Origin of the sequence: Amycolatopsis bartoniae (genome assembly GCF_014191255.1) — a bacterium.
Taxonomy (GTDB): domain Bacteria; phylum Actinomycetota; class Actinomycetes; order Mycobacteriales; family Pseudonocardiaceae; genus Amycolatopsis_E; species Amycolatopsis_E bartoniae.
In genome coordinates, this window is sequence record NZ_JACHWH010000006.1 from 1 (window position 1) to 25,912 (window position 25,912).

The following is a 25,912-nucleotide window of genomic DNA, read 5'->3' on the forward strand; positions in this document are numbered from 1 at the left end:
CATTCCCATCGAGCGGATGGTGTGGATCGGGCGCATCGCCGTGCTGGTGCTGCCCCCGCTGGCGTACCTCGTGTCGTACCGCATCTGCCGCCGCCTGCAGCGGGCGGACCTCGACGTGCTCGCCCAGGGGGTGACGACCGGGATCATCGAACGCCGTCCAGAGGGGTACTACGTCGAAATCGTGCAACCGCTGTCGCCCGGGGACGGGGATCGTTCCCTGCACCATCCCCAGTACCGGGGCACCCCGGTGCCGCACTTGCCAGGGGATCTCGAGACCGAGCAGGAGGAACCGGCGAGCCGCCGGCGCTGATCGGCCGGTCGCCGGTGCAGCGGGCAGGTGATTGTGTGGTGTACGCCGACAATCCCCGTCCTGCGTATCGCAAGCCTCTCGTCAGGTAGGGCGCGGCCGCGCCGGGGGAAACTTGTTGCTGGAGCGCACCCCGAGACGCCGGGAGGACGGCCGATGGCGCGACGAACACGAGCGTGGGCGATCTTGGTGACGGTGGAAGCACCGATGCCCGGCCAGTCGCTCAACACGCTGGGTTCCAACACCGAGTTCCAGAACCTTTCCCTGCTCAACGTCTACGCGGCACGTGCGGCGGGCGACCACTACTACCTGCGCGCCATCGGTTTCACTCACGAGATCCTCGCAGGCACGATGTTCCCGCTCACGGTGACGTTCGAGCACGCGGGAAGCGTGACGGTGCCGGTGATGGTCCAGGGCAACCAGCCGGGCGGTACCCCCGCCACACTCGACTGCCTCGGTGAACAGTGATGGGTTCGAAGAACGTCACGCGACGCCGCCGCGGGCCAGTCCTGCTGGCCGCGGGGCTGATCGTGGTCATCGGCGTCGTCGGCGCGGTCCTCGCCGGGGCGCCGGGGATCGCGGCCGGAGGCGGCCTGGCCGCCTTGTGCGGGACGGTGATATTCCTCGTCGAGCTGTGCGGCACGCAGGGTTTCCGGCTGCGGATGGCGCGGTTGCCCCTGGGCGGAGGCTGGCGGCTGCCCGGCGGACGGTGACAACCTTGCGGTTGGCAACACTTGCTCCGTGCATCAAATCCTGCCTCGTCGTCATCGCTCTGTCGAACGCGTGGAAACGCCTCGCTTCCGGGTACTCGAAACCTGACCGCACAACGGGTGGAAGGAGCGGGGCATGGCGGACAAGAGGGCGGGCGAGGTCGCGAGTGGCCTGGCGGAGCAGGTGGGTGAGCTCGTGCGGGAGGAGGTGCGGATCGCGGCTCGGGAGCTGAAGCAGAAGGCCACACAGGCGGGAGGCGGAGCCACGCTCGTCGCCTTGGCGATGACCCTGGCGCTCTACGCCGGTGGTGCTGCCGTCGGCGGCGCAGTGCTGCTGCTGTCGAAGGTCATGCCCGCGTGGCTCGCCGCCCTGGCGACGAGCGCTCTGCTGGCCGGTGCCGCTGGGGTCGCCGGGGTGCTGGGCGCCGAGCAGGTACGGCGCACGTTGCCCCTGCTACCCGAGCGTGCCGCCGAAGACCTGGCCGCCGCGGCCGAAGCCGCCAGGACCGCGTAGGGATCGCGTTCGGTGAGGCCGCCGGAGAAGGGAGGATCGCAAGGCGTTCGTCAGACAGGTCGCGCCGGCCGACACCGGCCACCGCGCGCCGAGGCGCGGCGGTGAATCGCCGGCGTCCGGGCATCCGGTGCCCTCAGCTCACCACGTCGTGCCGGTGAGACGTGCGGGCTGGTGCCGAGGCAGGTAAGTACCTCGCGGACGGTTTCGCTGGGGCCGATGAAGCGGCGGCGCCACCTCGGCGAACACGATCCGGATCGCGATCGGACGGGACGGCAGCCGGTCCAGCGGGAGGTGGCGGCAGATGTCGCGCAGGATCAGCTTCGGCTTGAGCTCGTAGCACCCGTCGTCGCGGAACCTGAGGAACCCGGCCTCGCCCCGCCGCCTCAACCGTCCTGAAAGGACACTCGCGGACACGCCCGGCAAACCCTGGCTGAAGTCGGCTGAGCCACGGGGCAGTGCTGCTCGTACCGCACGGTCACCGCGGTGCCGAGGTGACCCGGCGGAGCCGGTGGTGGGCGAGCCGGTGCAGCATCTCGGCGAGTGCCTCCGGCACGATCTGGCCTTCGAGGTCGCGCCGCGCGGTCCGCACCGCGGCTTCGACGTCCTCCTTCGCCACGAATCCCGCGAACTCGCTCGCGAGCCGCTCGGTCACGGCCATCACGAAGTGCTCTCCACGGACGTTGTCGACCGGCATTGCCTGACGATCGTCACCCGGCGGTAGTAGTCACGGGTACCGGCGGTGATGGTGTGGTCGAAGAAGTCACCGTTTCGGGGCTCAGCCTGACCGCTGGTGTCGTGGGCGCCGGGGGAGACGTGGGGGTGAGATCCTCGGGTTCCTTTTCGGTGGTCACGCCACAGCCCACCAGAGTGAGCGCGCACCCGAGCGCGAGGATCGCGATCGATCGTCTCATTCGCGCGCCTCCGGCAGTTCGACCACGAAGCGTGCGCCCCCGCCCGGCCGGTCTTCCACCCATACCGTGCCTCCTTCCCGTTGCACGTGCTCGGCGACGATGGCGAGGCCGAGGCCGCTGCCGGTCTCGACGCCGCGGCGTCCCGCGTACCCGCCGCGGGCGAACCGTTCGAAAATCCGCTCCCGCAGTTCCTCGGGTACGCCAGGGCCGGCGTCGTCGATCTCCAGCCGGACGCGGTCGTCCCGGCAGCACACCGCCAGGCGAACCGGCCCGCCCGCGTAGCGTTCGGCGTTGTCGAGGAGGTTCGCCACCACTCGGTCGAGCCGCCGCCGGTCGGCCGACACCAGCAGCATGGGCTCACTCACCTCGACCGGCAGATCCGTGCCGTGGCGCGCGGCGATGACGTTGCGCACCAGGCCGGGCACGTCGACCAGCTCCTGGGACCGCCGATCGCCGTGCTGGTCGGCGCGGGAGATCTCGAGCAGGTCGAGCACCATGTGGTGGAACCGGCGCACCTCGGCGAGCAGCAGGTCCAGCGCCTGGCGGGCGACGGGAGGAAGGTCGCCGCCGCGCCGTTCGAGGACCTCCGCGGCGTTGACCATCGTCGTCAGCGGGGAGCGCAGTTCGTGGCTGACGTCGCCGGCGAACCGCGCGTCCTGGCGGACCCGCCGCTCCAGTGCTTCGGCGGTGGTGTTGAACGTGGTCGCCAGCGGGGCGAGGTCCGGATCGGACTGGGCGGGCAGGCGTGCGGACAGATCGCCGCCGGCGACCCGGGAGGCGGCTTCGGTGAGGGCGATCAACGGGCGCAGCGCGCGCCGGCTGGTCCACCAGCCCACCGCGGATGCCAGCGCGGCGCAGGTGAGGGTGCCGCCGATGAGCAGGCTGCTGAGGAACCGGAACGTGCGGTCGAGCTCGGTCAAGGGGAACAGTTCGATGTAGCAGCCGCGAGGGGTGACGATCGGCAGGGTCACCGCGAGCGTGGGGATGCCCCCGGCCAGGATGCGCTGCCGCGCCGGGCGGCCCTGCATGGCACGCTGCAGGAACTCGGGCGGTAGCGCGGACGGGTCGATGCGGCGGCCGCTGGTGATCCATCCCCGGGGCTGGTACAGCAGGATCGTGGAGTCGGGACCGGTGCTGAGGCCCGTGAGGAGGTCGTCGAGACTGCCGTAGTCGGTGCGGATCGCGTCGTTGACGAGCCGGACGTTGGCTTCGGCCTGGCGGGTCGCCCCTTCCACCCGCTGGGACAGCATGTAGCCGCTGGTCAGCTTCCACGTCGCGAACGCCAGCGCGCTGACCAGGACGAGCAGGCCGAGCCCGAACGCCGCGGCCACGCGCCACCGCAGGGAGATGCGGGCGAGGGCTGTCACGGTCCCGCCGCGATCTTGTAGCCCGCCCCGCGGACGGTCAGCACGAGTTCGGGGCGGTCGGGATCGGGTTCGATCTTGCGGCGCAGCCTGCGGATGTGCACGTCGAGCAGGCGGGTGTCGCCGAAGTAGTCGTAGCCCCAGATCCGGTGCAGCAGCTGCTCCCGCGTCACCACGTTCCCCTGCGCCGCCGCGAGCTCCACGAGCAGCCGGAACTCCGTCTGGGTGAGGTGCAGCGCGGTGCCGGCGCGGAGGACCTCGTTCTTCTGCGGCCGTATCTCCAGCTCGCCCACCTGCAGCGTCTCGCCGCGACCGGAACCGCGGCGGCGCAGCAGCGCGCGTACGCGGGCCGCGAGCTCCCGTGCGATCAGCGGTTTGGTGACGTAGTCGTCGGCACCGGCTTCGAGACCACCGATGACGTCTTCGGTGTCGGTGCGGGCGGTCACCACGATGATCGGCAGATCCCCCCGGACGCGCAACGTCCGGCACACGGCCAGACCGTCCATGCCCGGCAACATCAGGTCCAGCAGGACGACGTCCGCGGCCTCCGCTTCGAGGTGGGCCAGCGCCTCTTCACCCGACGCGACCCTGGTGAAGTCGAACCCCTCGTCGACCAGCGCCAGGCCGAGCGCCTGGCTGATCAGCTCGTCGTCCTCCACGAGCAGCACCCGGATCTCCATGGCCCAAGCCTAGGAGCGACGCGGGTTTCTCGTGTGCGGAAGCCGCGGCGAAGCCGGCGATCGCAAGGTGTTCGTCAGGTGATCGTCACCGGGGCGGGGAGACCATGGAGTATGTCTCTGCGTACGCACTTCTTGCCGGTCAGCGAGGTGTACGAGGCCGGGCAGGTGCCGTTTCCGGGCCCGGGGACGATCATCGCCGGATTCGACGGTTCGCCGGGCGCGGCACGGGCGCTGCGGTGGGCCGCCGCCGAGGCGGAACGCCGGAAGGCGGCTCTGCTGCTCGTGCACGTCTTCGACTGGCCGTGGTCGGGGTGGACGCCGTTCCCGGCTCCTGCCATCGCCTTCTCGACCGATGTCGGCCTGGTTCGCGAGAGCCTCGAACTCGAACTCGTCACGGCGGCGGTGGCGGCGCAGGACGCGCATCCCGGTGTCCGCATCGGCACGGCGGTCCTGGACGGTGCTCCCGGTCCCGTGCTGGCCGCGCTGGCGGAGAGACTCGAGGCGGCCATGGTCGTCCTCGGCGCTCCGACGAGCGGGATCGTTTCGCGGGTGCTCCGGGGGACGGTCGCGGACGCCGTCGTGAAGCAGTGCCCCAGGCCGGTGACGGTGGTGGGCGGCGGTGGCCGTCCTGTCCGCTGATGCGGCGTTTGCTCGTCCTCGGCGGTGGCCGGGACCGGCTCCGCCCCTCCCGCGGCGTTTCCTGCCCGGTGGTGTTACTGACGGATCTGCCGAGGTACCACCTCACGTGAGGGAACCTGCCGAAGGGAAAGCCCATGCTCGTGAGCGTTGTGCTGGCGGTGGCCGCGGCGGCGGCGAACGCGACGGCCTCCGTCCTGCAGCGCATGGCCGCCCGCCGCGAGCCGGAAGGCGGGCGGCTGTCGATCCGCATCCTCTGGGACCTGGCCCGTCAGCCGGCGTGGCTGGGCGGCATCACCTCGATACTGGTGGGCTTCGCGCTCCAGGTCGCGGCACTGGCGACCGGGCCGATCCTGCTGATCCAGCCGCTGCTCATCGTGGAGCTGGCGTTCACGCTGGTGCTGTCCGGCTTGGTGTTCAAGTCGCCCTTGCACGGGCGGGAATGGGTCGCCATCGGGGGGATGAGCGCGGGGGTGGCGCTGCTGCTGGTCGGCCTGGCGCCTTCGGGTGGCAGCCCGTACGCCGCTTCCGGTGCACGGTGGATGTGGGGGTGCGTGGGCACCGGTCTCTTGGTGGCGCTGCTGCTGGCCTCCGGACACCGGGCGCGCGCCGACGGGCGCGCCGCGCTGCTGGGGGTGGCCGTGGGCACCTGGTTCGGCTTCACCGCGGCACTGGTGTCGGGGCTGACTGCCGCGTTCGCCGTGGGGCAGGGGTTTCAGGCCTGGCAGACGTACGCGCTCGTCGTGGCGGGACCTGCCGGTTTTTTCCTGCTCCAGAACGCGTTGCGCGCCGGGCGGCTGGTGGCCTCACAGCCGGGCCTCACGCTGTCCAACCCGCTGGTCTCGGTGGCGTGGGGAATCGTGGTGTTCGGCGAAGAGGTCCGCAGCGGGGCCTGGGTCGTCGCCGACCTAGCCGGTGCCGTGCTCGTCGCCGCGTGCACCGTGCTGCTGGCCCGGTCGCCACTGCTGCAGGACTCCGGAGACGAGGGTTCGCGGCGGCGGCCGGAGACGTCGATGGCGAAGCGGTGATCGCCAGGCCGCGGTGTCGAGCCAGCCCGGTTGCTGCCAGTTGACGAGCTTGCCGTCGACGAGGATGGTCGGCGTGCCGAAGTTGCCGCCCTGCCACAGGAAACGGTCGCTTTCCGCCGTCTGCAGGTTGCGGTACCAGTCACTGCGCTCAACGGGCCGCCATCGCGGGATGCAGGGTCGCGAGGATGGCTTGGTGGGTGATCCAGCCGGTGAGGTTGCCGGTTTCCTTGTCCAGTACGGGCAAACCGGTGCCGGAGGCCTGGGTGAGGGCGTCGAGGGCGTCGGTGAGGTTCGACTCCTCCGTGACCAGGGGTGGCAGTTCCGCGAGGCTGCCCACCGTCTCGTCGCGTTCGTCGGTGAGGGATTCGGCGACAGCGCGCGCGGTGACACAGCCGCAGTACTGGCCGTCCTTCCCCACGACGGGGAGGATTCCGTGGCCCGACAGGGCCAGTGCGCGAGCGGCGGGCCGTAGCTCGGTGTCCGCGCTGAGTGGCTGTGGCAGTGGTTCGAGCACTTCGGTCACCGTCGTCCCGGCGAGCCGGCGCGTTTCGGGCTTCTTGTCGATGGTCACGCCGCGCCGGCGCAGCTTGAGGGTGTAGATCGTGTCCTCGCCGAGCAGCGCCTTGCTGGTGAGGGTGGCGACCACGATGGCGGTCATCAGGGGCAGGATGATCGTGTACTGCCCGGTGAGCTCGAACAGGATGATCACTGCGGTGATCGGCGCGCGGGCGGCGCCGGCGAAGGCCGCGCCCATGCCGATCAGCCCGTAGACGCCGGGGGAGGCGGTCATGCTCGGCAGCCACGCGTGCACGGCGATGCCGAAGGCCGTGCCGCCCATCGCGCCGACGAACAGCGAGGGCGCGAACACCCCGCCGGAGCCGCCGATGCCGATGGTGAGGCTCGTCGCGACGATCTTGCCGACGAGCAGGAGCAGCAGGAAACCGAAGACGTACTTGCCCTCGACCGCGTTCTGCAGCACGGGATAACCGACCCCGTACATCTCGGGCAGCAGCAGGAGCAGTCCACCCAGGACGATGCCGCCGACAGCGGGCCGCAGCCATTCCGGCCCTCGCCACAGCCAGTCGCAGGCGTCCTCGATCCAGTACAGGACCTTGGTGAACAGCACTCCGCAGGCGCCGACGACGACGCCGAGCACGACGAACAGCAGATACTCGATCGGGTTGCGCAGGGTGAACGGCGGCAGCGTGAGGAACGCGACGTCGCCGAACACGGCCCGGCCCACCACGCTCGCGGTGACGCTGGAGAGGACCACCGCGCCGAAGGACTCGACCGCGAAGTTGCGCAGGATGAGTTCCATCGCGAAGAACGGGCCCGCCATGGGCGCGTTGAACGTCGCCGCGATGCCGCCGGCGGCCCCGCAGGCGACCAGGACCCGCAGGCGCCCTTCCGGCAACCTGAACCAGCGGCCGAACGTCGAGCCCAGTGCCGAGCCGATCTGCACGATCGGCCCCTCCCGGCCGACCGAGCCGCCCGCGCCGATCGTCAGGGCCGAGGCGAGCGCCTTCACCACGGTGACCTGTGCGGGGATGCGTCCGCCGCGCTCGGCGACGGCATACATCACCTCCGGCACGCCGTGGCCGCGAGCTTCGGGCGCGAACTTGTGGACCAGCGGTCCGTAGATCAGTCCGGCGAGGACCGGCACGATCAGCAGGAACCAGGGGCCCAGGGAAGGGAACCAGGGGTGGGGATCGCCTCCGGCGGCGGAGTAGTCGGCGTGGCCCGAGAACAGGTGGGTGAACGTCGTGATGAGCCAGCGGAACACCACCGCGCCCAGCCCCGCACCAGCACCGATGGCCACCGCCAGCACCGCGAGGCCCGTCGAGCTCTCCCGCAGCCACACGCCGACCGGCTGGCGTGCCGGCACCGAGACGGGCCCTTGTTCTCCGCGTATCCTGAGCGACATGTTTGCAGTATGCAACACTTGTCTGGACTATACGTAGCGGGTGTGAGGTAAAACAGTGACCTGTCCGCCCGCCGTACCACCGCCGTTCAGTGGCGCTGGTGGCCGGCCAGTCGCAGTGCCAGCAGCGCGAGCAGGAAGACGACGATCAGGGCGAGGGGAATCAGCAGGTGGTTCATCGTTTCGCTCCACGTCGTCGTGGCCGGTTCGTCCGCTCTCCGGAGCATAACGCCGGTCGTCTCAGGCCAGGAGGAACTAGCGCGGCCACAGGGAGGGGGCCGCGACCAGGATGGTGATGGGCGGGAGCCGATTGTGGATGGTTTCACGTTCGTCGAGCGCCGGTCCCGGAGCGGGTGTGCCGACCGGACTTCCCGGCGTGACGACGAGGGGCCGCCCGGACCTCAGCCGGGTGCCGGAGGACCGCCGTGCTCGGGCGGTAGCCGTGGGAGCAGGTGTGCGGTGAGGTCGCGGATGGTGAGGCCGGTGCGGGTCGCCGGAACGAGCAGCGCCACCCGGCCAAGCGACCAGGTCGGCAGGCGGACCCGGCTGATCGAATCGAAGTACAGGTCCTCAGCGGTGCGTACGCGCTCCAGGAGGTCGGGCGCTTCCGGTATCCGCCAGCCGGTGTACATCAGGATCGTGGCCGGGTCGGCCGCGGGACGGCCGAGCGGCAACGTCGCGATGTGCAGTCCGAGGTGGTGGACGAAGTTCTCCTCCGGACCGAACACCAGTGTGCGCACGGTCGAGTGCAAACCGTCGGCGCCGATGACCAGGTCGAAGCGGCGCGGGGGGTGCGTGCCCGAAGGTGACCTCGACTCCGCCGGGATCCTGGTGCAGCGCGCGGATCGAGTCGCCGAACAGGAACTCGGCGCCTTCCCGTGCGGCATCACCGAGGATCGCGGCGAGATCGCCTCGGGGGAGTTCGACCTCGTCGCCACGAGGCCGGCCCAGCCGCAACGGGCCGATCCGGCGTCCGGAGGCGGTGACGAACGCGAAACCGGTCGGGTGAGTCGCGGCCTCGCGCAACCGCGGCAGGATCCCCATCCGGGCGGCGATCCGCGCGGCGCCACCCCGGACGTCGACAGGACTACCACTGGATCGCAGTTCTCCGGCGCGTTCGACGAGCGTGGGGTCGAACCCGTAACGCGCCAGTCCCGGCTGAGGCCCGGCGCGCTTCACAGCTGCGGCAGGCGCTGGGGCTTGCCGATGAGCGGGGCGAGCGGGTCGCCGTGGTCGCGGACCCGGTCGAGGACGGTGCGGACGGTCCAGCGGTCCGGGCGCAGGCCCGGGTCGTCGAGCTCGTCCCAGCTGATCGGGACCGAGACCGGTGCGCCCGCCGCTGGGCGCGGGCTGAACGGCGCGACCAGGGTCTTGTTGATGGCGTTCTGCGTGTAGTCGAGCCGGGCGCGCCCACCGCGTTCGTCCTTGTACCAGCGCCAGCTCACCAGGTCCGGCAGCACGCGGCCGACGACGCGGGAAAGCGTCTCGACCCACGTGCGGGTGTCGTCGAAGGTGTAGCCGGGACCGAGGGGCACCCAGATCTGGATGCCGCGCCTGCCGGTGACCTTGGGCATCCCCGCCAGATCCAGGTGGTCCAGGGCCGTGCGGTAGAGCCGGGCGAGGTCGAGCACGTCGTCGAACCCGGTGGCCGTTCCCGGGTCGATGTCGATGAGGGCCCAGGTGGGTTCGTGCACGTCGGGCAGCCGCGAGGTCCACGGGTGCAGCTCGATCCCGCCGAAGTTGGCCATCCACACCAGTGCGGGCAGGCTGTCGAGCACGGCGTAGCACTGGGTCTCCCCGGGATCGGCTTCCGTGTTGTGCCAGCGGGTGAACCAGTCCGGGGCGTGGGCGGGTACCTCCTTGTGCCAGAAGCCCGGCCGGTTCACCCCGTCGGGGTAGCGGTGCGCGTTGACCGGCCGCCCGGTGAGGTAGGGCAGCATGAGGGGGGCGATCCGGGCGAAGTAGCGGATGAGGTCGCGCTTGGTGACCGGCGGTTCGGTGTCCGTGCCGGGGAACAGCACCTTGTCCAGGTGGGTGAGTTTGAGCTTCCGGCCCGCGACGGTCCAGGTGCCGTCGCCGCTCAGTTCGTCGAGTGCGGTGAGTTCGTCGTCGGTCGGCCCCCGCACGGGCACCTCGGCTTGGTCGGCGGGCAGGCCGCTGCGCCACATCGCGTCGGGAGCCGACGCCACTTCGTCGTTCGTGCGGCCGGTTTTGACCGAGCGCGGCAGGTCTTCGGGGTTCCAGCCGGGCTGGGCGTGGTCGTCGTGCTTGTGGATCAGCAGCCACTGTTCCTTGTCCCGGCCGCGACTTCTCGTGCGGATCAGGGCGAACCGCCCGGCCAGCTTTTCGCCTCGCAGGTCGAAGTGCAGTTCGCCGTTCTCGATCGCCCGCGCCGGGTCGGCGCCGTCGGCGGGCTGCCAGGTGCCCCGGGTCCCAGACGATCACGTCGCCGCCGCCGTACTGGCCCCGCGGGATCACGCCCTCGAACTCGGCGTACCCCAGCGGATGGTCCTCCACGTGAACCGCGAGCTGCCGCGCCCCGGGATCCAGCGTCGGGCCCTTCGGCACCGCCCAGCTCGCCAGGACGCCGTCCACCTCGAGGCGGAAGTCGTAGTGCAACCGGCGGGCGCGGTGGCGCTGCACGACGAACCGGTGGCTCCGGCGTCCTGGACTCACCATCGAGGAGTACCCGAGGTGCGGGGCCGGTAATCCGATTTGCCCGCGATTCCCGTGTCCATTGAGGACACAGCGGCCGCGGCACTGCCGCACCGGTCGTCAGCGGTAGAGCACGCGGTGGGCCTGGCTGATCACCTGCCGGTAGAGCGCGCCACCGAGACCGGCGCGGGCGAGCGCGGCGCGAGCGGCGCCGGCGAGGAAGAGCCGGTCGATGGGGGTGTCGGCGCGGCCGAGTCCTGGTACGGGGCGGAAGATCAGCTGTTGGTGGGGTGCGGCGCTGCCGCCGTTGAGGGCGCCTTCGACGAGATTGTGGAGGTCCCGCGGTCCGTCCACGCGGCGTCCTCGCATGCGGCTGGTGAAGCTGGGGGCGTGGCGGTGGATGACGGCTTCCATCCGGTCGGCGAAGCGGCGTAGCTCGTCGGCGGACCAGTCGTGGTGGCGGGGCACGTGGGTGTAGGCCCAGGCCGATTCCGTGCCGGCGGGGGAGCGGGTGGGGTCGGCGGTGGTCATCTGCCCGGCGATGAGGAACGGGTGCCCGGGCACGGTGCCGCCGCCGAGGTCGGCGCTGTAGTGGCCGAGCCCGGCGACGTCGCGGTCGAGGTGCAGGGTCCCGGCCGACGCCGCTTCGGGGTTGCGCCACGGGATCGGGTCGGACAGTGCCCAGTCGACCTTGACCGTCGCGTGGTCCCAGTGGAAGCGGCGCACATCGCGCACGAACCGGGGAGGCAGGTGGTCCGGCCCGACCAGGTGCAGGTACAGCGCCGGTGCCGGAACGGCGGCCAGCACCGCCCGGCGCGCCCGGACGAGCCCGCCCTCGGTGTCGGCCACGCCGAGCACGCGCCCGTCGGCGACGACGACCCGGTCCACCTCGCGGCCGCACTCCACGCGTCCGCCGCAGTCGGCCAGGCGTCGCACGAGGGCGTCGGTGATCACTCCGGCGCCGCCTTCGGGCACGGGAAACCCGGTCTCCTGGCCGATCATGCACAGCAGACAGCCGAACACGGCACTGCCCGCGTGGCCGGGTCCGAGGTCGGCGTGGAAGGCGTTGCCCGCGAACAGGAGTTTCGCACCCTCGCCGGAAAACCGCTCGTTGCCGAGTGCCCGCGCTGGCATCACGCTCATGCGGGCGAAGTGCAGCAGTTCCGCGATACCCCGGTGCCGCAGGAGCTTCGCCCCGGCCCGGACGGGCGGGAAGGGGGTGAACAGGGCGTCGAGCAAGTCGTCGCGCAGGCGCGACCAGCCGTCGAACTCCGCGCGCCACGCGTCGTCGTCACCGGGTGCGAAGGCGGCCAGCGAGGCGGCGGTGCGGTCGAGGTCGCGGGAGAGCAGGGCGACGCGGTCGTCGGGCAGGACGTGGGCCAGCACCTCGGGGGCGTGGCGCCAGCGCAGGCCGTAGTGTTCGAGGCCGAGCCCGGCGATGATCGGCGAGACGGCGGCCATCGGGTAGCAGGCGCTGCACACGTCGGTGCGGAAGCCGGGTTCGACCAGTTCCTCACGTTGCGGATGGCGGTGCACTGTGGATCGTTGGCGAAGCCCACCACCGTTCGCCGGTCCGGAGGATTCGCGGGCCGAGCTCCCTCACGGCTCCGGAGGCCGGAGCCGGACACCGCCGCGGGCCACGTGCATGGTGAGTGTCGTCATGACGAACAGGCAGCAGAGGAACAGCAACAGAAAACTCCCCGTGACCACCCCTGCCGCCAGGAACAGCAGGCCCACCACGGCGCTCGCCGCTCTCACCCAGGGCCGGTTCATCCTTCTCGGCAACACCCCCGCGCCCAGCTCCCGCGACAGCGCCGGGGCCTCACGCCTGAGTTCGCTTTCCAGCAACGCCAGTCGCCATAGTACATCCGGCTCGAGCATGGGCTTCTTCTTCCCGCTCCACAGGGGACTTAACTGACGAACAGCTGACGAAAGGGCCCCGTCGGACGCCGGCGGGGATCCGGCTCGCCAGGCGGTAACGGGCGAGGCGGTGCAGCATTTCGGTGAGCGCGGCCGGAACGATCTGCCCGTCGAGGTCGCGGCAGGCCTCCCGAACGGTCGCGGCGACGTCCGCACGGCGGAGTACTCCGGCGAATTCGTCCGCGAGGTGATCGGTCACCTCCCGCACCGAGTCGTCGGCGCGCACCTTGTCCATCGCAGCTCCTCCTTGTACTGCCTGCCCAGAATTTGTGGCGAGGCGAGGCTTTCCGTGCCGGTCGCAACCGAGTCGTCAAACGGCGCCGCCGCTCGCGCCTGCCCACGCGAACGCGATCACGGCATCGGTGACGGCGAGGCGCCGCCACCGTTCGCTCACCAGTGCGGCCACCACTGCGCTCCCGCCGTGAGCGACGTCTGCCAGCCATGCCCGGCGGGCAAGCGAAGACCGGGGAAGCCGGAGGACGAGAGCCGACTGCGCGAGGTGCCGGGCCGCGAGCAGCGCGGCCACCTTCCGGGTGGCGGCGGAACCGGAATCCGAACGCGCGCATCCCGCGAGCGTCAGGCCCCAGGCGGCCCGGGCGAGTGCGACGTTGCGCTGGGTGAGGCGGGGAAGGTGCATGGCTGTGCTGTTTCCGCCCGCGGCGGACGCTAACCGGCGAGTGCCGGATCGCAAGATGTTCGCCAGGTAGGAACGGCCGGCGGCCGGGCGCCGAGGCGCCGCTACCGAACGAGTCGCTGGACACCCTCGGCTCGAACACCGAGTTCGGCACGCTGTCACTGCTCAACGTCTACGTCGAAAGACCAGCGTCAGGCCGTTACGAGGTGGGGCAGGACGCCAAGGTCGTCCCACCGCAAACAGTTGCGTGATGCAAATGTTTGATCATGCGGAAGCCGGGTAAGCGGGAGCCATGTCCGTTCGGTTGGAGGATTACGCCCTCATCGGTGACACCGAGACCGCGGCGTTGGTGAGCCGGTGGGGATCGATCGACTGGCTGTGCCTGCCCCGCTTCGACTCGGCGGCCTGCTTCGCGGCGCTGCTGGGGGACGAGAGCAACGGCCGGTGGAGCATCGCGCCGGTGGGGGAGGGCTGGAGTGCCCGCCGTGCCTACCGGGCCGACAGCCTGGTGCTGGAAACGGAGTTCTCCCGCGGCGGTGACGTGGTACGGGTGGTCGACTGCATGCCGGTGCGGCGTGAGCGTCCCGCGCTGGTACGGCGGGTGGAGGGGGTGAGCGGCCGCGTCCGGATGCGGTCGCAGCTGCGGCCCCGTTACGACTACGGCCGGATCGTTCCCTGGTTCCGAGGCCACGGCAGGCGGTTGGAGGCCGTGGCGGGGCCGGACCAGCTGACGGTGGACTCGGATCTGGAGCTGCGGGTGTCGCAGGACGACGCGGCGGTGGCCGAGTTCGAGCTCGGCGCCGGTGAGGCGGTGGACTTCGCGCTGTCGTGGCGGACCCCGCGTGAACCGGCCCCGCGTGAGCTGGACGTGGACCACCTGGTGCGTGACACCGACCAGTGGTGGCGCGACTGGGTGAGCCGGTGCCGTTACCGGGGTAACTACCGGGATGCGGTGGTGCGGTCGCTGATCACCCTCAAGGCGCTGACCTACGCGCCGACCGGTGGAATCGTGGCCGCGCCCACCACGTCGCTGCCGGAATGGCCGGGTGGGGTGCGCAACTGGGACTACCGGTACTGCTGGCTGCGGGACGCGACGTTCACGCTGCTCGCACTCCTGGACGCCGGTTACGAGCAGGAGGCCGTCGAGTGGCGCGAATGGTTGCTGCGTGCGGTGGCCGGGCGCCCGGAGCAGATGCAGATCATGTACGGCATCGACGGGCAGCGGCGGCTGCCGGAGCTGGAGCTGGGCTGGCTGCCCGGGTACGCCGGTTCGCGGCCGGTGCGCACGGGTAACGCGGCGGCGGGGCAGGTGCAGCTGGACGTCTACGGCGAGTTGATGGATGCCCTGCACCAGGCGCGGGCGCACGGTATCGCGCCGGACGAGGACGCGTGGCAGCTGCAGCGGCAGTTCATGGACTTCCTGGAGGGGCACTGGCGAGACCCGGACAACGGGATGTGGGAGATGCGCGGGCCGCGGCGCCAGTTCACCCATTCGAAAGTGATGGCGTGGGCGGCGGCGGACCGGGCGGTGCGGGCGGTGACCGACTTCGGTCTGGACGGGCCCGCGGACCGGTGGCGCCGGTTGCGGCAGGACGTCTTCGACGACGTGTGCGCGCACGGGTTCGACCCGGGCCGGAACACTTTCGTCCAGCACTACGGCGGATCTTCGCTGGACGCGGCACTGCTGGTCGTCCCCGACGTCGGCTTCCTGCCGGCGAGCGACGAACGCATGCGTGGCACGGTCGCCGCGGTGGAGAAGGAGCTGGCGACCGGGCCGCTGGTGCGGCGGTACTCGATGGACGAGCACACCGAGCAGGTGGACAACCTGCCGCACGGAGAGGGCGCCTTCGTCGCGTGCAGTTTCTGGCTCGCGGACAACTACATCCTGCAGGGCGAACGCGACAAGGGCCGGGCGCTGTTCGAGCGGTTGCTCGGCCTGTGCAACGACGTCGGGCTGCTGTCGGAGGAGTACGCGTTCGACGAGCGGCGCATGCTCGGCAACTTTCCCCAGGCCCTGTCCCACATTCCCCTGGTCAACACGGCGTTCACGCTGGCCAGTGCGCACGGCCCGGCGCAGCGGCGGGCGGCGACCGGCCGCCAGGGCACCGAGGAGGAGGCGTGATGCTTGCGTTGACCGTCATTCCGGGAAAGTCCGGGTCGCCGGCCGTGACCGACGTGCCCGACCCCCAGCCGGCTCCGGGGCACCTGCTGGCCGACGGGCGGGCGCCCGAGCGTGGGATCAAAGAGCTCGCTCACGGACAGGCATAAACGGTGGCGGAGCTAATCGGCTCCTGGAGCTCGCTGGGCTGGGTGTGCGCGAAGGCTGCCCTGCTGGCGTTGACCGCGCTCGCCGGGCTCCGGCTCGCGCCCCGCCGTGCGCTGGCCGAGATGCGCATCTTCGACTTCGTGGTGGCGGTGGCGGTGGGCTCGATCGTGGGCCGCACGGCCACCGCTTCCGGTACTTCGTTTCTGGTCGGACTGGTCGCGTTGGTGACCCTCCTCGCGGTGCACGTGGTGCTGGCGCGCCTGCGGTTTCTCCCGAGGGTGGCGCGTGCGCTCGACCACCCGGTGCGGGTACTGGTCCGCGACGGCGAGGTCGACCGCGAGCAGCTGCGCCGGTGCTTGCTCACCGAGGACGACCTGCGTGGCGCGCTGCGCCAGCGCGGCGTCACGTCACTGGCTGAAGTGCGTTTTGTCCTTTACGAGTCGCAGGGCGGCATCACGGTCGTGCGGGAGGGGGACGGCGGAGAGCTGCTCGGCGGCACGCCGGCAGATCGCAAGCTGTTCGACAGGTGACCGGACCGGGTGAGGGGGAATGCTGGAGGCGCAAGGGAAACCGAGACGGGAGGTGCCGAGTGGACTGCCACAGCCAGGTACTGCCGGGGCTGACCCTGAGCAGTCGGGAGGAGGGCGGCAGGCGGGTCGTGACGGTCGGCGGGGAACTCGACCTGTGCACGGCTCCGCAGCTGTCCCAGGCCCTCCAGGCCCAGCTCGACGAAGCGGCCCGCACGGTGGTGGTCGACCTCGGCGAGGTCTCGTTCCTCGGCGCGGCCGGACTCGCGGCACTGGCCCGCGCCCAAGCGGACGCCCAGCGCCGGGGCATCGGCTTCCGGGTGCTCGCCGAGGCGTCGCCGGTCCGGCGCTACCTCGCGCTGGCGGGGCTGAACGACACGTGAGCACTGTCCACAAGGGAATGACGGTGCCCGTCGGCAGCGAACCGGATCATCGGCCCGGGGCGATCCGGTAACCCGCGCCGCGGACGGTGAGCACGACCTCCGGCCGGTCCGGGTCGGGTTCGATCTTGCGGCGCAACCGCCGGACGTGCACGTCCAGCAGCCGGGTGTCGCCGAAGTAGTCGTAGCCCCAGATCCGGTGCAGGAGTTCCTCGCGGGTCACCACATCGCCCTGCGCGGTGGCGAGTGCGACGAGGAGCCGGAACTCGGTCCGGGTGAGGTGGACCGGGATGCCGGCACGGAGCACTTCGTTCTTCTGCGGGCGGATCTCCAGCTCGCCCGCGTGCAGCACGTCGCCTCGCCCGGGCCCGCGCCGGCGCAGCAGCGCCCTGATCCGGGCGGCGAGTTCCCGTGCGATCACGGGTTTGGTGACGTAGTCGTCGGCACCGGCCTCCAGCCCCGCGATCACATCCTCGCTGGCCGTGCGGGCGGTGACGACGATGATCGGCAGATCCCCCTGGGCACGCAGGGTTTCGCAGACAGCGAGCCCGTCCATCCCGGGCAGCATCAGATCGAGCAGCACGAGGTCGGTGGGAGCCGACCGCAGATGGCCGAGTGCGTCCTCGCCCGAAGCGACGCGGTGCACGTCGAAACCCTCGTCGCCCAGTGCCGGCACGAGCGCCTGGCCGATCAGGTCGTCGTCCTCCACGAGAAGAACGTGCACTGCCATGACCACCAACCTCTGGACGGCACGGGCGCGACCGCGAGCGGCCCCCGCCGGAGACCGCTCGCGGTTCCGGTGCGGCTACTGGCCGACCTTGATGCCGGGTTCGCCGCGTTCGAACTGGATCGTCTGCTGGGGCACCCGGCCGGGCACGTTCGGCTCGGCGCGCTTGCCCATCGGCAGCACGACCCGTTCGTAGGCCGCCTCCAGAACCATCGCCGTGGCCGTGTACCAGGCCAGCACCGCCGATGCCAGCAGGAAGTAGGCGGCGATCGTCTCCAGCGTGCCGTACCCGCCGATGAGTGCGATGGCGAACAGCGTCGAGCCCGCCGCCAGGGCCAGCAGGACCAGCATCACGGCGGCGTTTTCGGCCGCCGCGGCGAGCACACCGGTCCAGGTGACCGCCGCCAGCCCGATGAACCAGAAGCCGAAGGCGGTGGCGGCCGCGGGGCTTGCCGACGGACCGGGCAGCCCGCCCAGGCCCACGAACAGCTGGTAGATGCCGTAGGCGAGCCAGAACGCACCCCAGGTGCCGTGGATACCGGTGGCGAGCGCGTCCCGCGCCCGGTAGGACCACATTCCGGCGAGGAACTGGGCGATCCCACCGAAGGTGAACGCGAAGGGCGCGAGGATCAGCGGGGTGGTGGTGCTGTCGCCGTACCAGCCGGCCAGGTTCGCGGCCACCATGAAGGTGGACACCGCGAACCCGAACAGGCCCAGGATCGAGGGGGCGGCCACCGGTGTGAGGTTGATGTGGGTGTGTTCGCGCCAGAACGAGAACTCCGCTCCGTCCCCGCCACGGCGCTGACCGTCGGGGACGGTCACATTCCGGGTCATTGTCGTCCTCCGTTTCTACATCGCTTCCTTGATACCGCGTTCGATGAGCCAGGAGTTGACCGGCCAGGCGGTGCAGAAGCCGATGATCATGCCGATCTGCATGCCCAGCCAGTAGACCGGGTGATCGGGGTGCAGGTGGTGTGGTGCCGGGAAGAACACGAACGACATCAGGGCCATCCAGCCGAACAGGCCGACCTCGAAGGCGGTCAGTGAGAGGAAGTCCGCCTTCGCGGCCTGCACGAGTCCTTTCCGGACACCGAGTCCGCGCATCGGCGCGATCGCGAAGTACTGGAACACGATGCCGAGCGCGAGGGCGAGCAGATAGTCACCGATGTAGGCGGCGTAGACGGACTCTCCCGCGAGGGACAGGCCGAGCCCGAACACGGCGAACTCGGCGATGATGTCCCCCAGCGTGCAGCCCGCGCCACAGTGCGAGACGCCGGTGGCGGTGACGGCGTACCCGGGTTTCCCGGGCGCGTCGCCGTGCTCGTGCTGCCAGCGGTGGCTCTTCGGCCGTCCCCACTTGCGGTAGGCGGCGACGGCTGCCGGTAGCCCCGCCCGTAGATGTCGACCAGGATCCAAGCGGTGCACGCGAAGGCCACGCCGAGCGCGCACCAGGCGACGATCGTCAGCCACTGGGGTGGCATGTGGTCACTCCCCGCGGTCGGTGAGCGAATCCCGGATCCGGTCCGCCAGCCCCGCCGCCGGGCCCATCGTCTTCTGCACGCCCGGGGAGGAAGGCGTGCCCGGATGGGGCCGGGTGGGGGCCTTCTCCTTGGCCTCCATCATGCGGGTGCCCACCTCGTCGAGCTGCCGGGAGCTGACCGCGGCGCGGACCTCCGGCCACACCTCGTCCTGCTCGTACGCGATGTGCTTGCGGCCTTCGCGCAGCAGGCGCCGCACCATCTCGTCGAAGTCCGACTGGTCCGGCTCGGCCTTGTCCAGCGCGTCGAGCAGATACTTGGCGGCGGCTTCCTGGTCCACGGCCGTGGCCGCGAGCCGGTCGCCCTCGGGCACCTCGGCGCGCACGAGCGGCCAGAAGTACTGCTCCTCGATCGATTCGTGCCGGGACTCGGCGATCACGATCTCGGTGACGAGTTGTTTGCGGGCCCGCAGCAGCCCGGGGTCGGCGCCCTGCGCGGCCGTCGGCGCCGCTTCGAGGCGGTCGAGCATCGCGAGCACCTTCTCGTGGTCGGTCCGCAGCAGGTCTATCGCGTCCATCGTGCTCTCCTTCCGCTCACGTCCGGCCGTCACATACCCGTGGCGAAAACCCTTCACACCGCCGGAGCAGACATTTTGCCCTGGGCAAACATTGCAAAAGCGCAAGGTTTTTCGGGAGGTGGCCCGGGTATGCGGCCAGGGAGAGGCAGCGGAGACGAGGACGGGAGAGCGATGAAGGTCGCCGACTACGTGCTGGACCGGATCCGGCAGTGGGGTGTGCACCGCGTGTACGCCTACCCGGGGGACGGCATCAACGGAATGCTGGGTGGTTTCGAGCGGGCGAAGGGGGACCCGGAGTTCATCCAGCCGCGGCACGAGGAGATGGCCGCGTTCATGGCCTGCGCCCACGCCAAGTTCACCGGCGAGGTGGGCTGCTGCATGGCGACCTCGGGCCCGGGCGCGGTGCACCTGCTCAACGGGCTCTACGACGCGAAGCTCGACCACCAGCCGGTGGTGGCGATCGTGGGCCAGCAGAAGCGGATCTCCCAGGGCGCGCACTACCAGCAGGAGATCTTCCTGGAGCACCTGTTCGCCGACGTGTCGGAGTTCGTGCAGGTGTGCATGCATCCGGCACAGGTGCGGCACGTGATCGACCGGGCGTTCAAGACGGCACTGACCATGCGCGGGGTCGCGACGGTGATCATCCCGGAGGACATCCAGGAGGAGAAGGCGCAGCCGGCGCCGCCGAAGGAGCACGGCGCGGTGTTCTCCAGCGTCGGCTGGAGCAGGCCCCGGATGCTGCCCGACGAGAACGAGCTGCGGGTCGCCGCGGACGTGCTCAACCAGGGCCGGAAGGTGGCGATCCTGGTGGGGCAGGGCGCCGCCCACGCGGCCGACGAGGTCGTCGAGGCCGCGGAGAAGCTCGGCGCGGGGGTGGCGAAGGCGCTGCTGGGCCGCGAGGTGCTGCCCGACGACCTGCCGTTCGTCACCGGCCCCATCGGGCTGCTGGGTTCCAAGGCCAGCGACGAGATGATGACGAACTGCGACACCCTGTTCATGATCGGCACCAGCTTTCCCTACAGCGAGTGGCTGCCGGACGAGGGCACCGCGCGCGGGGTGGAGATCGACATCGACGGCCGGATGATCGGCATCCGCTACCCGATGGACGCCCACCTGGTCGGGGACGCCAAGGAGACCCTCAAGGCACTGCTTCCGCTGCTGGAACAGAAGACCGACCGGTCGTGGCGGGAGAAGATCGAGGAGAACGTGCGGACCTGGGACCGCATCCTCGCCGACCGGGCGGGCCAGCACTTCGGCGGCCTGGTCAACCCGCAGGCGGTCGCGCACGAGCTGTCGCCGAGGCTGCCGGACGGCTGCATCCTGACCGCGGACTCCGGTTCCGGCACGAACTGGTGGGCGCGGCACCTGAAGCTGCGCAAGGGGATGCGGGCGTCGCTGTCGGGCACGCTGGCGACGATGGGGCCTGGCACCCCCTACGCGATCGCGGCCAAGTTCGCCTACCCGGACCGGCCGGTCATCGCGTTCATCGGTGACGGCGCGTTCCAGATGAACGGCATGAACGAGATGATCACCGTCCGCCGCTACGCCGACCGGCTGGGCGGCCCGCCGCTGGTGTTCTGCGTGTTCAACAACCAGGACCTCAACCAGGTCACCTGGGAGCAGCGCGCGATGGGCGGGGAGCCGAAGTTCCCGGGCTCGCAGGACATCCCGGACGTGCCGTACGCCGAGTACGCGAAGCTGCTGGGGTTGCGTGGCGTCTACTGCGACGACGCGGACGGCGTGGGGGCGGCGTGGGACGAGGCACTCGCCGGGCAGGGCCCGTGCGTGCTGGAGTTCAAGACCGATCCCGACATCCCGCCGATCCCGCCGCACATCATGTACTCACAGGGCAAGAAGGCGGCCAAGGCGGAGCTGAAGGACCCGGACAAGGTGGGCATGGCCGTGCGCGGGTTCCGGCAGAAGCTCGTGGACTTCTACGAGCAGCTGCCCGGCCGCGACTCCTGACATGCGCATCGAGTCGATCGAGGTCCACGCCTTCACGCTGCCCACCGACGGGCCGGACGGCGTGGAGCAGGACGGCACACTGCACTGGGACTCCACGACGATGGTGCTCGTGCGGGCCCACGGCGAGGGGCGGTCGGGCATCGGCTACACCTACGCCGACGCCTCCACGGCGGCGTTCATCGAGTCGGAACTCGCCCCGATGGCACGGGGCGGCGACCTGATGTCCCCGGCGAAGCTCAACCACGCCATGTTCGCGGCGATCCGCAACGCCGGACGGCCCGGCGTCGGCGCCATGGCGGTGTCCGCTGTGGACATCGCCTTGTGGGACCTGAAAGCGCACGTGCTGGGGCTGCCGCTGACGGCGTTGCTGCCCGCCTGCCACGACGCCGTACCGGTTTACGGCAGCGGCGGTTTCACCAACTACCCGCACACCCGCCTGGCGGCTCAGCTGGGCGGCTGGGTGGCACAGGGTATTCCGCGGGTGAAGCTGAAGACCAGCCGGGATCCTGCGGCGGACCCGGCGCGCCTGCAGGTGGCACGCGAGGCGATCGGGCACGCCACCGAACTGTTCACCGACGCCAACGGCGCGCTGACTCCGAAGCAGGCCCGGTACTGGGCGCAGCGCTTCTCGGAGGAGTGGGGCGTGCGGTGGTTCGAGGAGCCGGTGACCTCCGCCGACCTGACGGGGTTGCGGGACGTCCGTGAGCACGGGCCGCCCGGGCTGGATGTCGCGGCCGGGGAGTACGCCTTCGTGCCCCGCGACTTCCTCAACCTGCTCCAGCCGCGTGCGGTGGACTGCCTGCAGGCCGACGTCACCCGGTGCGGCGGGATCACCGGCGTGCTGACGGCGTCGGGGCTCGCCACCGGGCACCAGATCGACCTGTCGGCCCACTGCGCGCCGGCCGTCTCGGCACACGCGTTCTGCGCGGTCGAGCGACTGCGGCACCTGGAGTACTTCCACGACCACGTGCGGTTCGAGTCCCTGGCCTTCGACGGAACGCTCAGCCCGGAAGACGGTGTGCTCCGGCCGGATCCGGCGCGCGCCGGCCTCGGCCTGACCGTCAAGTGGGCCGACCTGGAACCGTACCGCGTCCATTCCCCCGGAAAGGCGGTGTGATGAGCTCCCGAATCCGCGAGATCCCCACCAAGGCGGCCCCGGAGATCCCGGGCCGCCGCGGGGCCGCCAGAAGCTCGACGTCCGTGCACTGGAACGGGCGCTGGCCGAGGCGGTCCAGGGCGAGGTGCGGTTCGACCGCGGCTCGCTGGCGCTGTACGCCAACGACGCGTCGAACTTCCGGCAGGTGCCCATCGGCGTCGTGATCCCGAAGACCCTGGACGACGTGGTGGCCGCGCACCGCGTCTGCTCGTCCTTCCAGGCGCCCGTGCTCAGCAGGGGTGGCGGCACCAGCCTTTCCGGCGAGACGGTGAACTACGCCGTCGTCCTCGACCACTCGAAGTACCTCACCGGGATCGGCGAGGTCGACGTGGCCGCGAAGACCGTGCTCTGCGAGAACGGGGTGATCAACGAGGACCTCAACCGCGAGACCGGCAAGCACGGGCTGGTGTTCGGCCCGGACCCGTCCTCGCACTCACGCTGCACGATCGGCGGCAACGTGGGCAACAACTCCTGCGGCATCCATTCCGTCCAGGCCCAGCTCTACGGCCCAGGCCCCCGTACGTCCGACAACGTCGAAGCGCTGGAGGTCGTGACCTACGACGGTGAGCGGTTCTGGGTCGGGGTCGGCGAGGAGCAGCACCTCGGCGAGATCATCGCCGCCGGAGGCCGTAAAGGCGAGATCTACGCGAAGCTGCGCGACCTGCGCGACCGCTACGCCGACCGGATCCGGAACGGTTTTCCTTCCGTGACCGAGGTGCCGAGGCGGGTGTCCGGCTACAACCTGGACGAACTGCTGCCGGAGAAGGGGTTCAACGTCGCCCGGGCGCTGGTGGGCACCGAGGGCACGTGTGTCACGGTCCTGCGGGCCGAACTCAAGCTGACCCCGGCGATGCTGCACCGGACCACCGTCGTGGTCGGCTACGACGAACTGCCCCACGCCGCCGACGAGACGGGCGAGATCGTCGAGAAGTGGCGGCCCATCGGGCTGGAGGTGCTGGACCGGCAGCTGATCGACGACCAGCAGGAGCTGGCCATCAACACCGGTGATCTGGACCAGCTTCCGCACCGGGACGGGCAGGCCTGGCTGCTGGTCCAGTTCGGCGCCGACACCCCCGGCGATTCCGAGCGGCAGGCGCGGAAGTTCGTGGACTGGCTGATCCACCGGAAGCGCTACGGGCAGGACCGGGTGCTGATCTCCCGCAGTGTCGAGGAGGGCGGCAGCAGCGAGCACCTGTGGACCATCCGGGAGAGCGGCCTCGGCGCGACCGCGTTCACCAGGGGACGCGACCACTGGCCGGGCTGGGAGGACTCCGCCGTGCCGCCGTCGCGTACCGGCGACTACGTGCGCGCGCTCCGCGGGCTCATGGATTCCCACGGGCTCAACGGCGCCATGTACGGGCACCTGGCACAGGGCTGCATCCACTCCCGCATCGACTTCGACCTCCGCACCCGCGAGGGAGTGCTGGCCTACCGCAGGTTCATGGAGGACGCCGCCGACCTGGTGACCTCCTACGGCGGCTCGCTGTCCGGCGAGCACGGCGACGGCCAGCAGCGCGCCGAGCTGCTGGACAAGCAGTACGGCGCGGAGCTGGTCCAGGCCATGCGGGAGTTCAAGCTGATCTGGGACCCCGGCGCCAGAATGAACCCCGGCAAGGTGGTGGACGCCTACCGCCTCGACGAGAACCTCAAGCTGGGGCCCGGCTACAACCCGCCCCGGCCGGAAACCGCGTTCGCCTACCAGAAGGACGGCGGGGACTTCGCCCACGCGACGCTGCGCTGCGTCGGTGTCGGGAAATGCCGGGTGCCGCACGCGGAGCAGACGATGTGCCCCAGCTTCCAGGTGACCCGCGAGGAGAAGCACACCACCCGCGGCCGTGCCCGCCTGCTGTTCGAGATGCTGCAGGGCGAGGTCATCACCGACGGCTGGCAGTCCCGGGAGGTGGCCGACGCGCTCGACCTCTGCCTGGCCTGCAAGGGCTGCACGAACGACTGCCCGGTCAACGTGGACATGCCCACCTACAAGGCCGAGTTTCGGCACCACCACTACCGCTCGTGGCGCCGCTGGCGCTCCCGGCACGCCTACGCCTTCGGGTTCATCGACCAGGCCGCGCGGCTGGCGGTGCGCGTGCCCGAGCTCGTCAACGCGGTCACCCAGACCCCCGGCCTGGCGCGGCTGGCGAAACTCGCCGCGGGCATCGACCGCAAGCGGCCCCTGCCGGAGTTCGCACCGATGACCCTGCAGGAGTGGTTCACCCGCCGCGGCGGCACGAAGAACCCGCACGGCAGGCCGGTGGTGCTGTTTCCCGACACGTTCAACAACCACCTGCACACCGACGTGGGGGTGGCGTGCGTGGAGGCGATCGAGGCGGCGGGCTGGCGCGTCATCATGCCGGAGGGGCACCTGTGCTGCGGGCGGCCGTTGTACGACTACGGGTTCCTGACGGCCGCCGAGCGTTATCTGCGGCGTGTCCTGGACGGGCTGCGGGAGTACGTGCGGGAAGACATCCCGGTCGTGGGAATGGAACCGAGCTGCCTGGCCGTGTTCAAGGACGAGCTGCCGAAGATGCTGCCGCACGACGACGACGCCCGCCGCCTGGTGAAGAACGCCTACCACTTCGCGGAGTTCTTCACCGCCTTCGACGTGCCCCCGCCACGCGTCACCGGCCGTGCCCTGCTGTGGGGGCACTGCCACCACCGGGCGACCGGCGGTCTCGACCCGGAGCAGCACCTGCTCGAACGGGCCGGCCTCGAGGTCGAGAAACTGACGGGCGGCTGCTGCGGGCTCGCCGGTTCCTGGGGCTTCGAAAGCGGTAAGTACGACATCTCCCTGGGCTGTGGCGAACAGGCCCTGCTGCCCGCCGTCCGGAACGCGGACGAGGACACGCTGATCGTGGCCAACGGATTTTCCTGCAAGACGCAGATCGCCGACGCCGGCACCGGACGCACGGCCCTGCACACCGGCCAGGTGCTGGCGGGCCGCGGCGGCCCGAAACCGGCGCCACCACTACGGCGCAGGATCGCGCGCACCGTGCTGCCGGTCACGGCCGCCGCGCTCGCCGGTGCCGCCGGTCTGCGCGCGCTCCGCCGCTGACGCGGCTGGGCGGCGAACGTCAGGTGAGACGGCGTTCCCGGTACGTCAGCACCGCACTTGAAGCCCCGAGCAGTACCAGTGCGGTGCCGACCGCGATCTCGTTGACAGTGGCGCGGGGTGCGCTGCCCGCGTAGCCCAGCACGAACGGTGAGGCCACGAGCCAGGCGCCCAGTGCCGCGTTCACGACGCTCAGCCACGGCAAATCCCGTGGTGCGATCATCCGCACCAACGCCAGCGTGGCCACCACCAGCGCGACATCGACATCGTTGATGTCGGCCGCGCCGTTCAGCGTGGCGAAGTGGTAGTGCAGCGCGAACGGCGCGAAACCGAGCCACACCGCGGCCAGGAACACCAGCGAGCTGGGCAGGCTGGGCGTGACGTGCCCGTCCGCCGGTCCGCCCACCCACAGGTGCCGGGCGACCGGAAAGGTCGCGCGTGGTTCCCCTGCCCGATCCGTCACCATGACCGCCTCCTCGCTTTCGAGAGCGTCTCCCAGTATTATTG

The 25,912-nt window shown here is 70.7% G+C and carries 27 protein-coding genes and 2 pseudogenes; 12 read left to right on the plus strand and 17 right to left on the minus strand.

Going from position 1 to position 25,912, the window contains the following annotated elements; genetic code table 11:
- The 4 genes and pseudogenes from FHX82_RS25235 to FHX82_RS25250 form a co-directional block, all read left to right on the plus strand.
- Positions 1–310: pseudogene (locus FHX82_RS25235) on the plus strand (cytochrome bc1 complex cytochrome b subunit); the annotation flags it as partial.
- A 192-nt stretch (positions 311–502) separates the two neighbouring features.
- Positions 503–775: a copper chaperone PCu(A)C gene (locus FHX82_RS25240; RefSeq protein WP_145933603.1), complete on the plus strand. Its 273-nt coding sequence runs from the start codon at positions 503–505 to the stop codon at positions 773–775.
- Entirely contained in the window at positions 775–1,020 is a 246-nt protein-coding gene (locus tag FHX82_RS25245) for a hypothetical protein (protein ID WP_145933602.1), read from the plus strand. The genes FHX82_RS25240 and FHX82_RS25245 overlap by 1 nt, the downstream gene beginning before the upstream one ends.
- A gap of 133 nt (positions 1,021–1,153) precedes the next feature.
- Positions 1,154–1,531 (plus strand): phage holin family protein, encoded by a 378-nt coding sequence (locus tag FHX82_RS25250; RefSeq protein WP_145933601.1) that lies wholly within the window; start codon positions 1,154–1,156, stop codon positions 1,529–1,531.
- Between the two features lie 138 nt (positions 1,532–1,669).
- On the opposite strand, the gene FHX82_RS25255 is transcribed toward FHX82_RS25250, so the two are convergent.
- From FHX82_RS25255 to FHX82_RS25270, 4 genes are all read right to left on the minus strand, one after another.
- The gene (locus FHX82_RS25255; protein ID WP_145933600.1) at positions 1,670–1,945 is read right to left on the minus strand and encodes a hypothetical protein; all 276 of its coding nucleotides are present in this window, start codon (positions 1,943–1,945) and stop codon (positions 1,670–1,672) included.
- Between the two features lie 61 nt (positions 1,946–2,006).
- Entirely contained in the window at positions 2,007–2,225 is a 219-nt protein-coding gene (locus tag FHX82_RS25260; protein ID WP_145933599.1) for a hypothetical protein, read from the minus strand.
- A gap of 213 nt (positions 2,226–2,438) precedes the next feature.
- Positions 2,439–3,809 (minus strand): HAMP domain-containing sensor histidine kinase, encoded by a 1,371-nt coding sequence (locus FHX82_RS25265; RefSeq protein ID WP_145933598.1) that lies wholly within the window; start codon positions 3,807–3,809, stop codon positions 2,439–2,441.
- A complete protein-coding gene (locus tag FHX82_RS25270; protein WP_145933597.1) occupies positions 3,806–4,486 on the minus strand; it encodes a response regulator in 681 nt (226 codons plus the stop codon). Before FHX82_RS25270 ends, FHX82_RS25265 begins: the two co-directional genes overlap by 4 nt.
- Positions 4,487–4,597: 111 nt before the next feature.
- On the opposite strand from FHX82_RS25270, the gene FHX82_RS25275 reads away from it, so the two are divergent.
- A complete protein-coding gene (locus FHX82_RS25275) occupies positions 4,598–5,125 on the plus strand; it encodes a universal stress protein (protein WP_145933596.1) in 528 nt (175 codons plus the stop codon).
- 134 nt (positions 5,126–5,259) lie between these two features.
- Complete coding sequence (locus FHX82_RS25280) at positions 5,260–6,150, plus strand: DMT family transporter (RefSeq protein WP_145933595.1); 891 nt, start codon at positions 5,260–5,262, stop codon at positions 6,148–6,150.
- Between the two features lie 148 nt (positions 6,151–6,298).
- Here the strand turns inward: FHX82_RS25280 and FHX82_RS25285 are convergent, their stop codons facing one another.
- From FHX82_RS25285 to FHX82_RS25315, 8 genes and pseudogenes are all read right to left on the minus strand, one after another.
- Positions 6,299–8,074: a chloride channel protein gene (locus tag FHX82_RS25285; RefSeq protein WP_145933594.1), complete on the minus strand. Its 1,776-nt coding sequence runs from the start codon at positions 8,072–8,074 to the stop codon at positions 6,299–6,301.
- A gap of 398 nt (positions 8,075–8,472) precedes the next feature.
- Positions 8,473–8,811, minus strand: a complete 339-nt coding sequence (locus FHX82_RS37215) for a hypothetical protein (RefSeq protein ID WP_229880227.1) — start codon at positions 8,809–8,811, stop codon at positions 8,473–8,475.
- Between the two features lie 435 nt (positions 8,812–9,246).
- Positions 9,247–10,260, minus strand: coding sequence for a DNA polymerase domain-containing protein (locus tag FHX82_RS25295; protein ID WP_261377130.1), 1,014 nt, complete (start codon positions 10,258–10,260; stop codon positions 9,247–9,249).
- Between the two features lie 280 nt (positions 10,261–10,540).
- Positions 10,541–10,750 (minus strand): annotated as a pseudogene (locus FHX82_RS38075) (DNA polymerase ligase N-terminal domain-containing protein); the annotation flags it as partial.
- A gap of 96 nt (positions 10,751–10,846) precedes the next feature.
- Entirely contained in the window at positions 10,847–12,262 is a 1,416-nt protein-coding gene (locus FHX82_RS25300) for a phytoene desaturase family protein (RefSeq protein ID WP_145933593.1), read from the minus strand.
- Positions 12,263–12,325: 63 nt separating this feature from the next.
- Complete coding sequence (locus FHX82_RS25305) at positions 12,326–12,607, minus strand: DUF3040 domain-containing protein (RefSeq protein ID WP_145933592.1); 282 nt, start codon at positions 12,605–12,607, stop codon at positions 12,326–12,328.
- Positions 12,549–12,881: a hypothetical protein gene (locus tag FHX82_RS37220; RefSeq protein ID WP_229880395.1), complete on the minus strand. Its 333-nt coding sequence runs from the start codon at positions 12,879–12,881 to the stop codon at positions 12,549–12,551. Before FHX82_RS37220 ends, FHX82_RS25305 begins: the two co-directional genes overlap by 59 nt.
- A gap of 75 nt (positions 12,882–12,956) precedes the next feature.
- Positions 12,957–13,283 (minus strand): hypothetical protein, encoded by a 327-nt coding sequence (locus FHX82_RS25315; RefSeq protein WP_145933591.1) that lies wholly within the window; start codon positions 13,281–13,283, stop codon positions 12,957–12,959.
- Positions 13,284–13,572: 289 nt separating this feature from the next.
- On the opposite strand from FHX82_RS25315, the gene FHX82_RS25320 reads away from it, so the two are divergent.
- The 3 genes from FHX82_RS25320 (at position 13,573) to FHX82_RS25330 (ending at position 16,456) form a co-directional block, all read left to right on the plus strand.
- The gene (locus tag FHX82_RS25320) at positions 13,573–15,402 is read left to right on the plus strand and encodes a glycoside hydrolase family 15 protein (protein WP_145933590.1); all 1,830 of its coding nucleotides are present in this window, start codon (positions 13,573–13,575) and stop codon (positions 15,400–15,402) included.
- Between the two features lie 149 nt (positions 15,403–15,551).
- A complete protein-coding gene (locus FHX82_RS25325) occupies positions 15,552–16,076 on the plus strand; it encodes a DUF421 domain-containing protein (RefSeq protein ID WP_221216553.1) in 525 nt (174 codons plus the stop codon).
- Between the two features lie 59 nt (positions 16,077–16,135).
- Positions 16,136–16,456 carry an STAS domain-containing protein gene (locus FHX82_RS25330; protein WP_183176828.1) on the plus strand — a complete coding sequence of 107 codons (321 nt, stop codon included), beginning with the start codon at positions 16,136–16,138 and terminating at the stop codon, positions 16,454–16,456.
- Positions 16,457–16,502: 46 nt separating this feature from the next.
- Here FHX82_RS25330 and FHX82_RS25335 read toward each other — a convergent pair whose 3' ends face one another.
- From FHX82_RS25335 to FHX82_RS25350, 4 genes are all read right to left on the minus strand, one after another.
- Positions 16,503–17,183 carry a response regulator gene (locus tag FHX82_RS25335; protein ID WP_145933588.1) on the minus strand — a complete coding sequence of 227 codons (681 nt, stop codon included), beginning with the start codon at positions 17,181–17,183 and terminating at the stop codon, positions 16,503–16,505.
- A 75-nt stretch (positions 17,184–17,258) separates the two neighbouring features.
- A complete protein-coding gene (locus FHX82_RS25340; protein ID WP_145933587.1) occupies positions 17,259–18,014 on the minus strand; it encodes an acetate uptake transporter family protein in 756 nt (251 codons plus the stop codon).
- 15 nt (positions 18,015–18,029) lie between these two features.
- Positions 18,030–18,596, minus strand: coding sequence for a DUF4396 domain-containing protein (locus tag FHX82_RS25345; protein ID WP_229880228.1), 567 nt, complete (start codon positions 18,594–18,596; stop codon positions 18,030–18,032).
- Between the two features lie 69 nt (positions 18,597–18,665).
- The gene (locus tag FHX82_RS25350) at positions 18,666–19,235 is read right to left on the minus strand and encodes a hemerythrin domain-containing protein (protein ID WP_145933586.1); all 570 of its coding nucleotides are present in this window, start codon (positions 19,233–19,235) and stop codon (positions 18,666–18,668) included.
- Between the two features lie 171 nt (positions 19,236–19,406).
- Here FHX82_RS25350 and FHX82_RS25355 point away from each other — a divergent pair, with 171 nt between their 5' ends.
- The 3 genes from FHX82_RS25355 (at position 19,407) to FHX82_RS25365 (ending at position 25,408) form a co-directional block, all read left to right on the plus strand.
- Positions 19,407–21,200 (plus strand): thiamine pyrophosphate-requiring protein, encoded by a 1,794-nt coding sequence (locus tag FHX82_RS25355; RefSeq protein WP_145933585.1) that lies wholly within the window; start codon positions 19,407–19,409, stop codon positions 21,198–21,200.
- Position 21,201: 1 nt separating this feature from the next.
- Positions 21,202–22,317 carry an enolase C-terminal domain-like protein gene (locus tag FHX82_RS25360; RefSeq protein ID WP_145933584.1) on the plus strand — a complete coding sequence of 372 codons (1,116 nt, stop codon included), beginning with the start codon at positions 21,202–21,204 and terminating at the stop codon, positions 22,315–22,317.
- Positions 22,318–22,441: 124 nt separating this feature from the next.
- On the plus strand, positions 22,442–25,408 hold the full coding sequence (locus tag FHX82_RS25365; protein ID WP_229880229.1) for an FAD-binding and (Fe-S)-binding domain-containing protein: 2,967 nt from the start codon (positions 22,442–22,444) through the stop codon (positions 25,406–25,408).
- Positions 25,409–25,427: 19 nt separating this feature from the next.
- On the opposite strand, the gene FHX82_RS25370 is transcribed toward FHX82_RS25365, so the two are convergent.
- Positions 25,428–25,871 (minus strand): SPW repeat domain-containing protein, encoded by a 444-nt coding sequence (locus tag FHX82_RS25370; RefSeq protein ID WP_145933582.1) that lies wholly within the window; start codon positions 25,869–25,871, stop codon positions 25,428–25,430.
- Positions 25,872–25,912 lie beyond the last annotated feature (41 nt).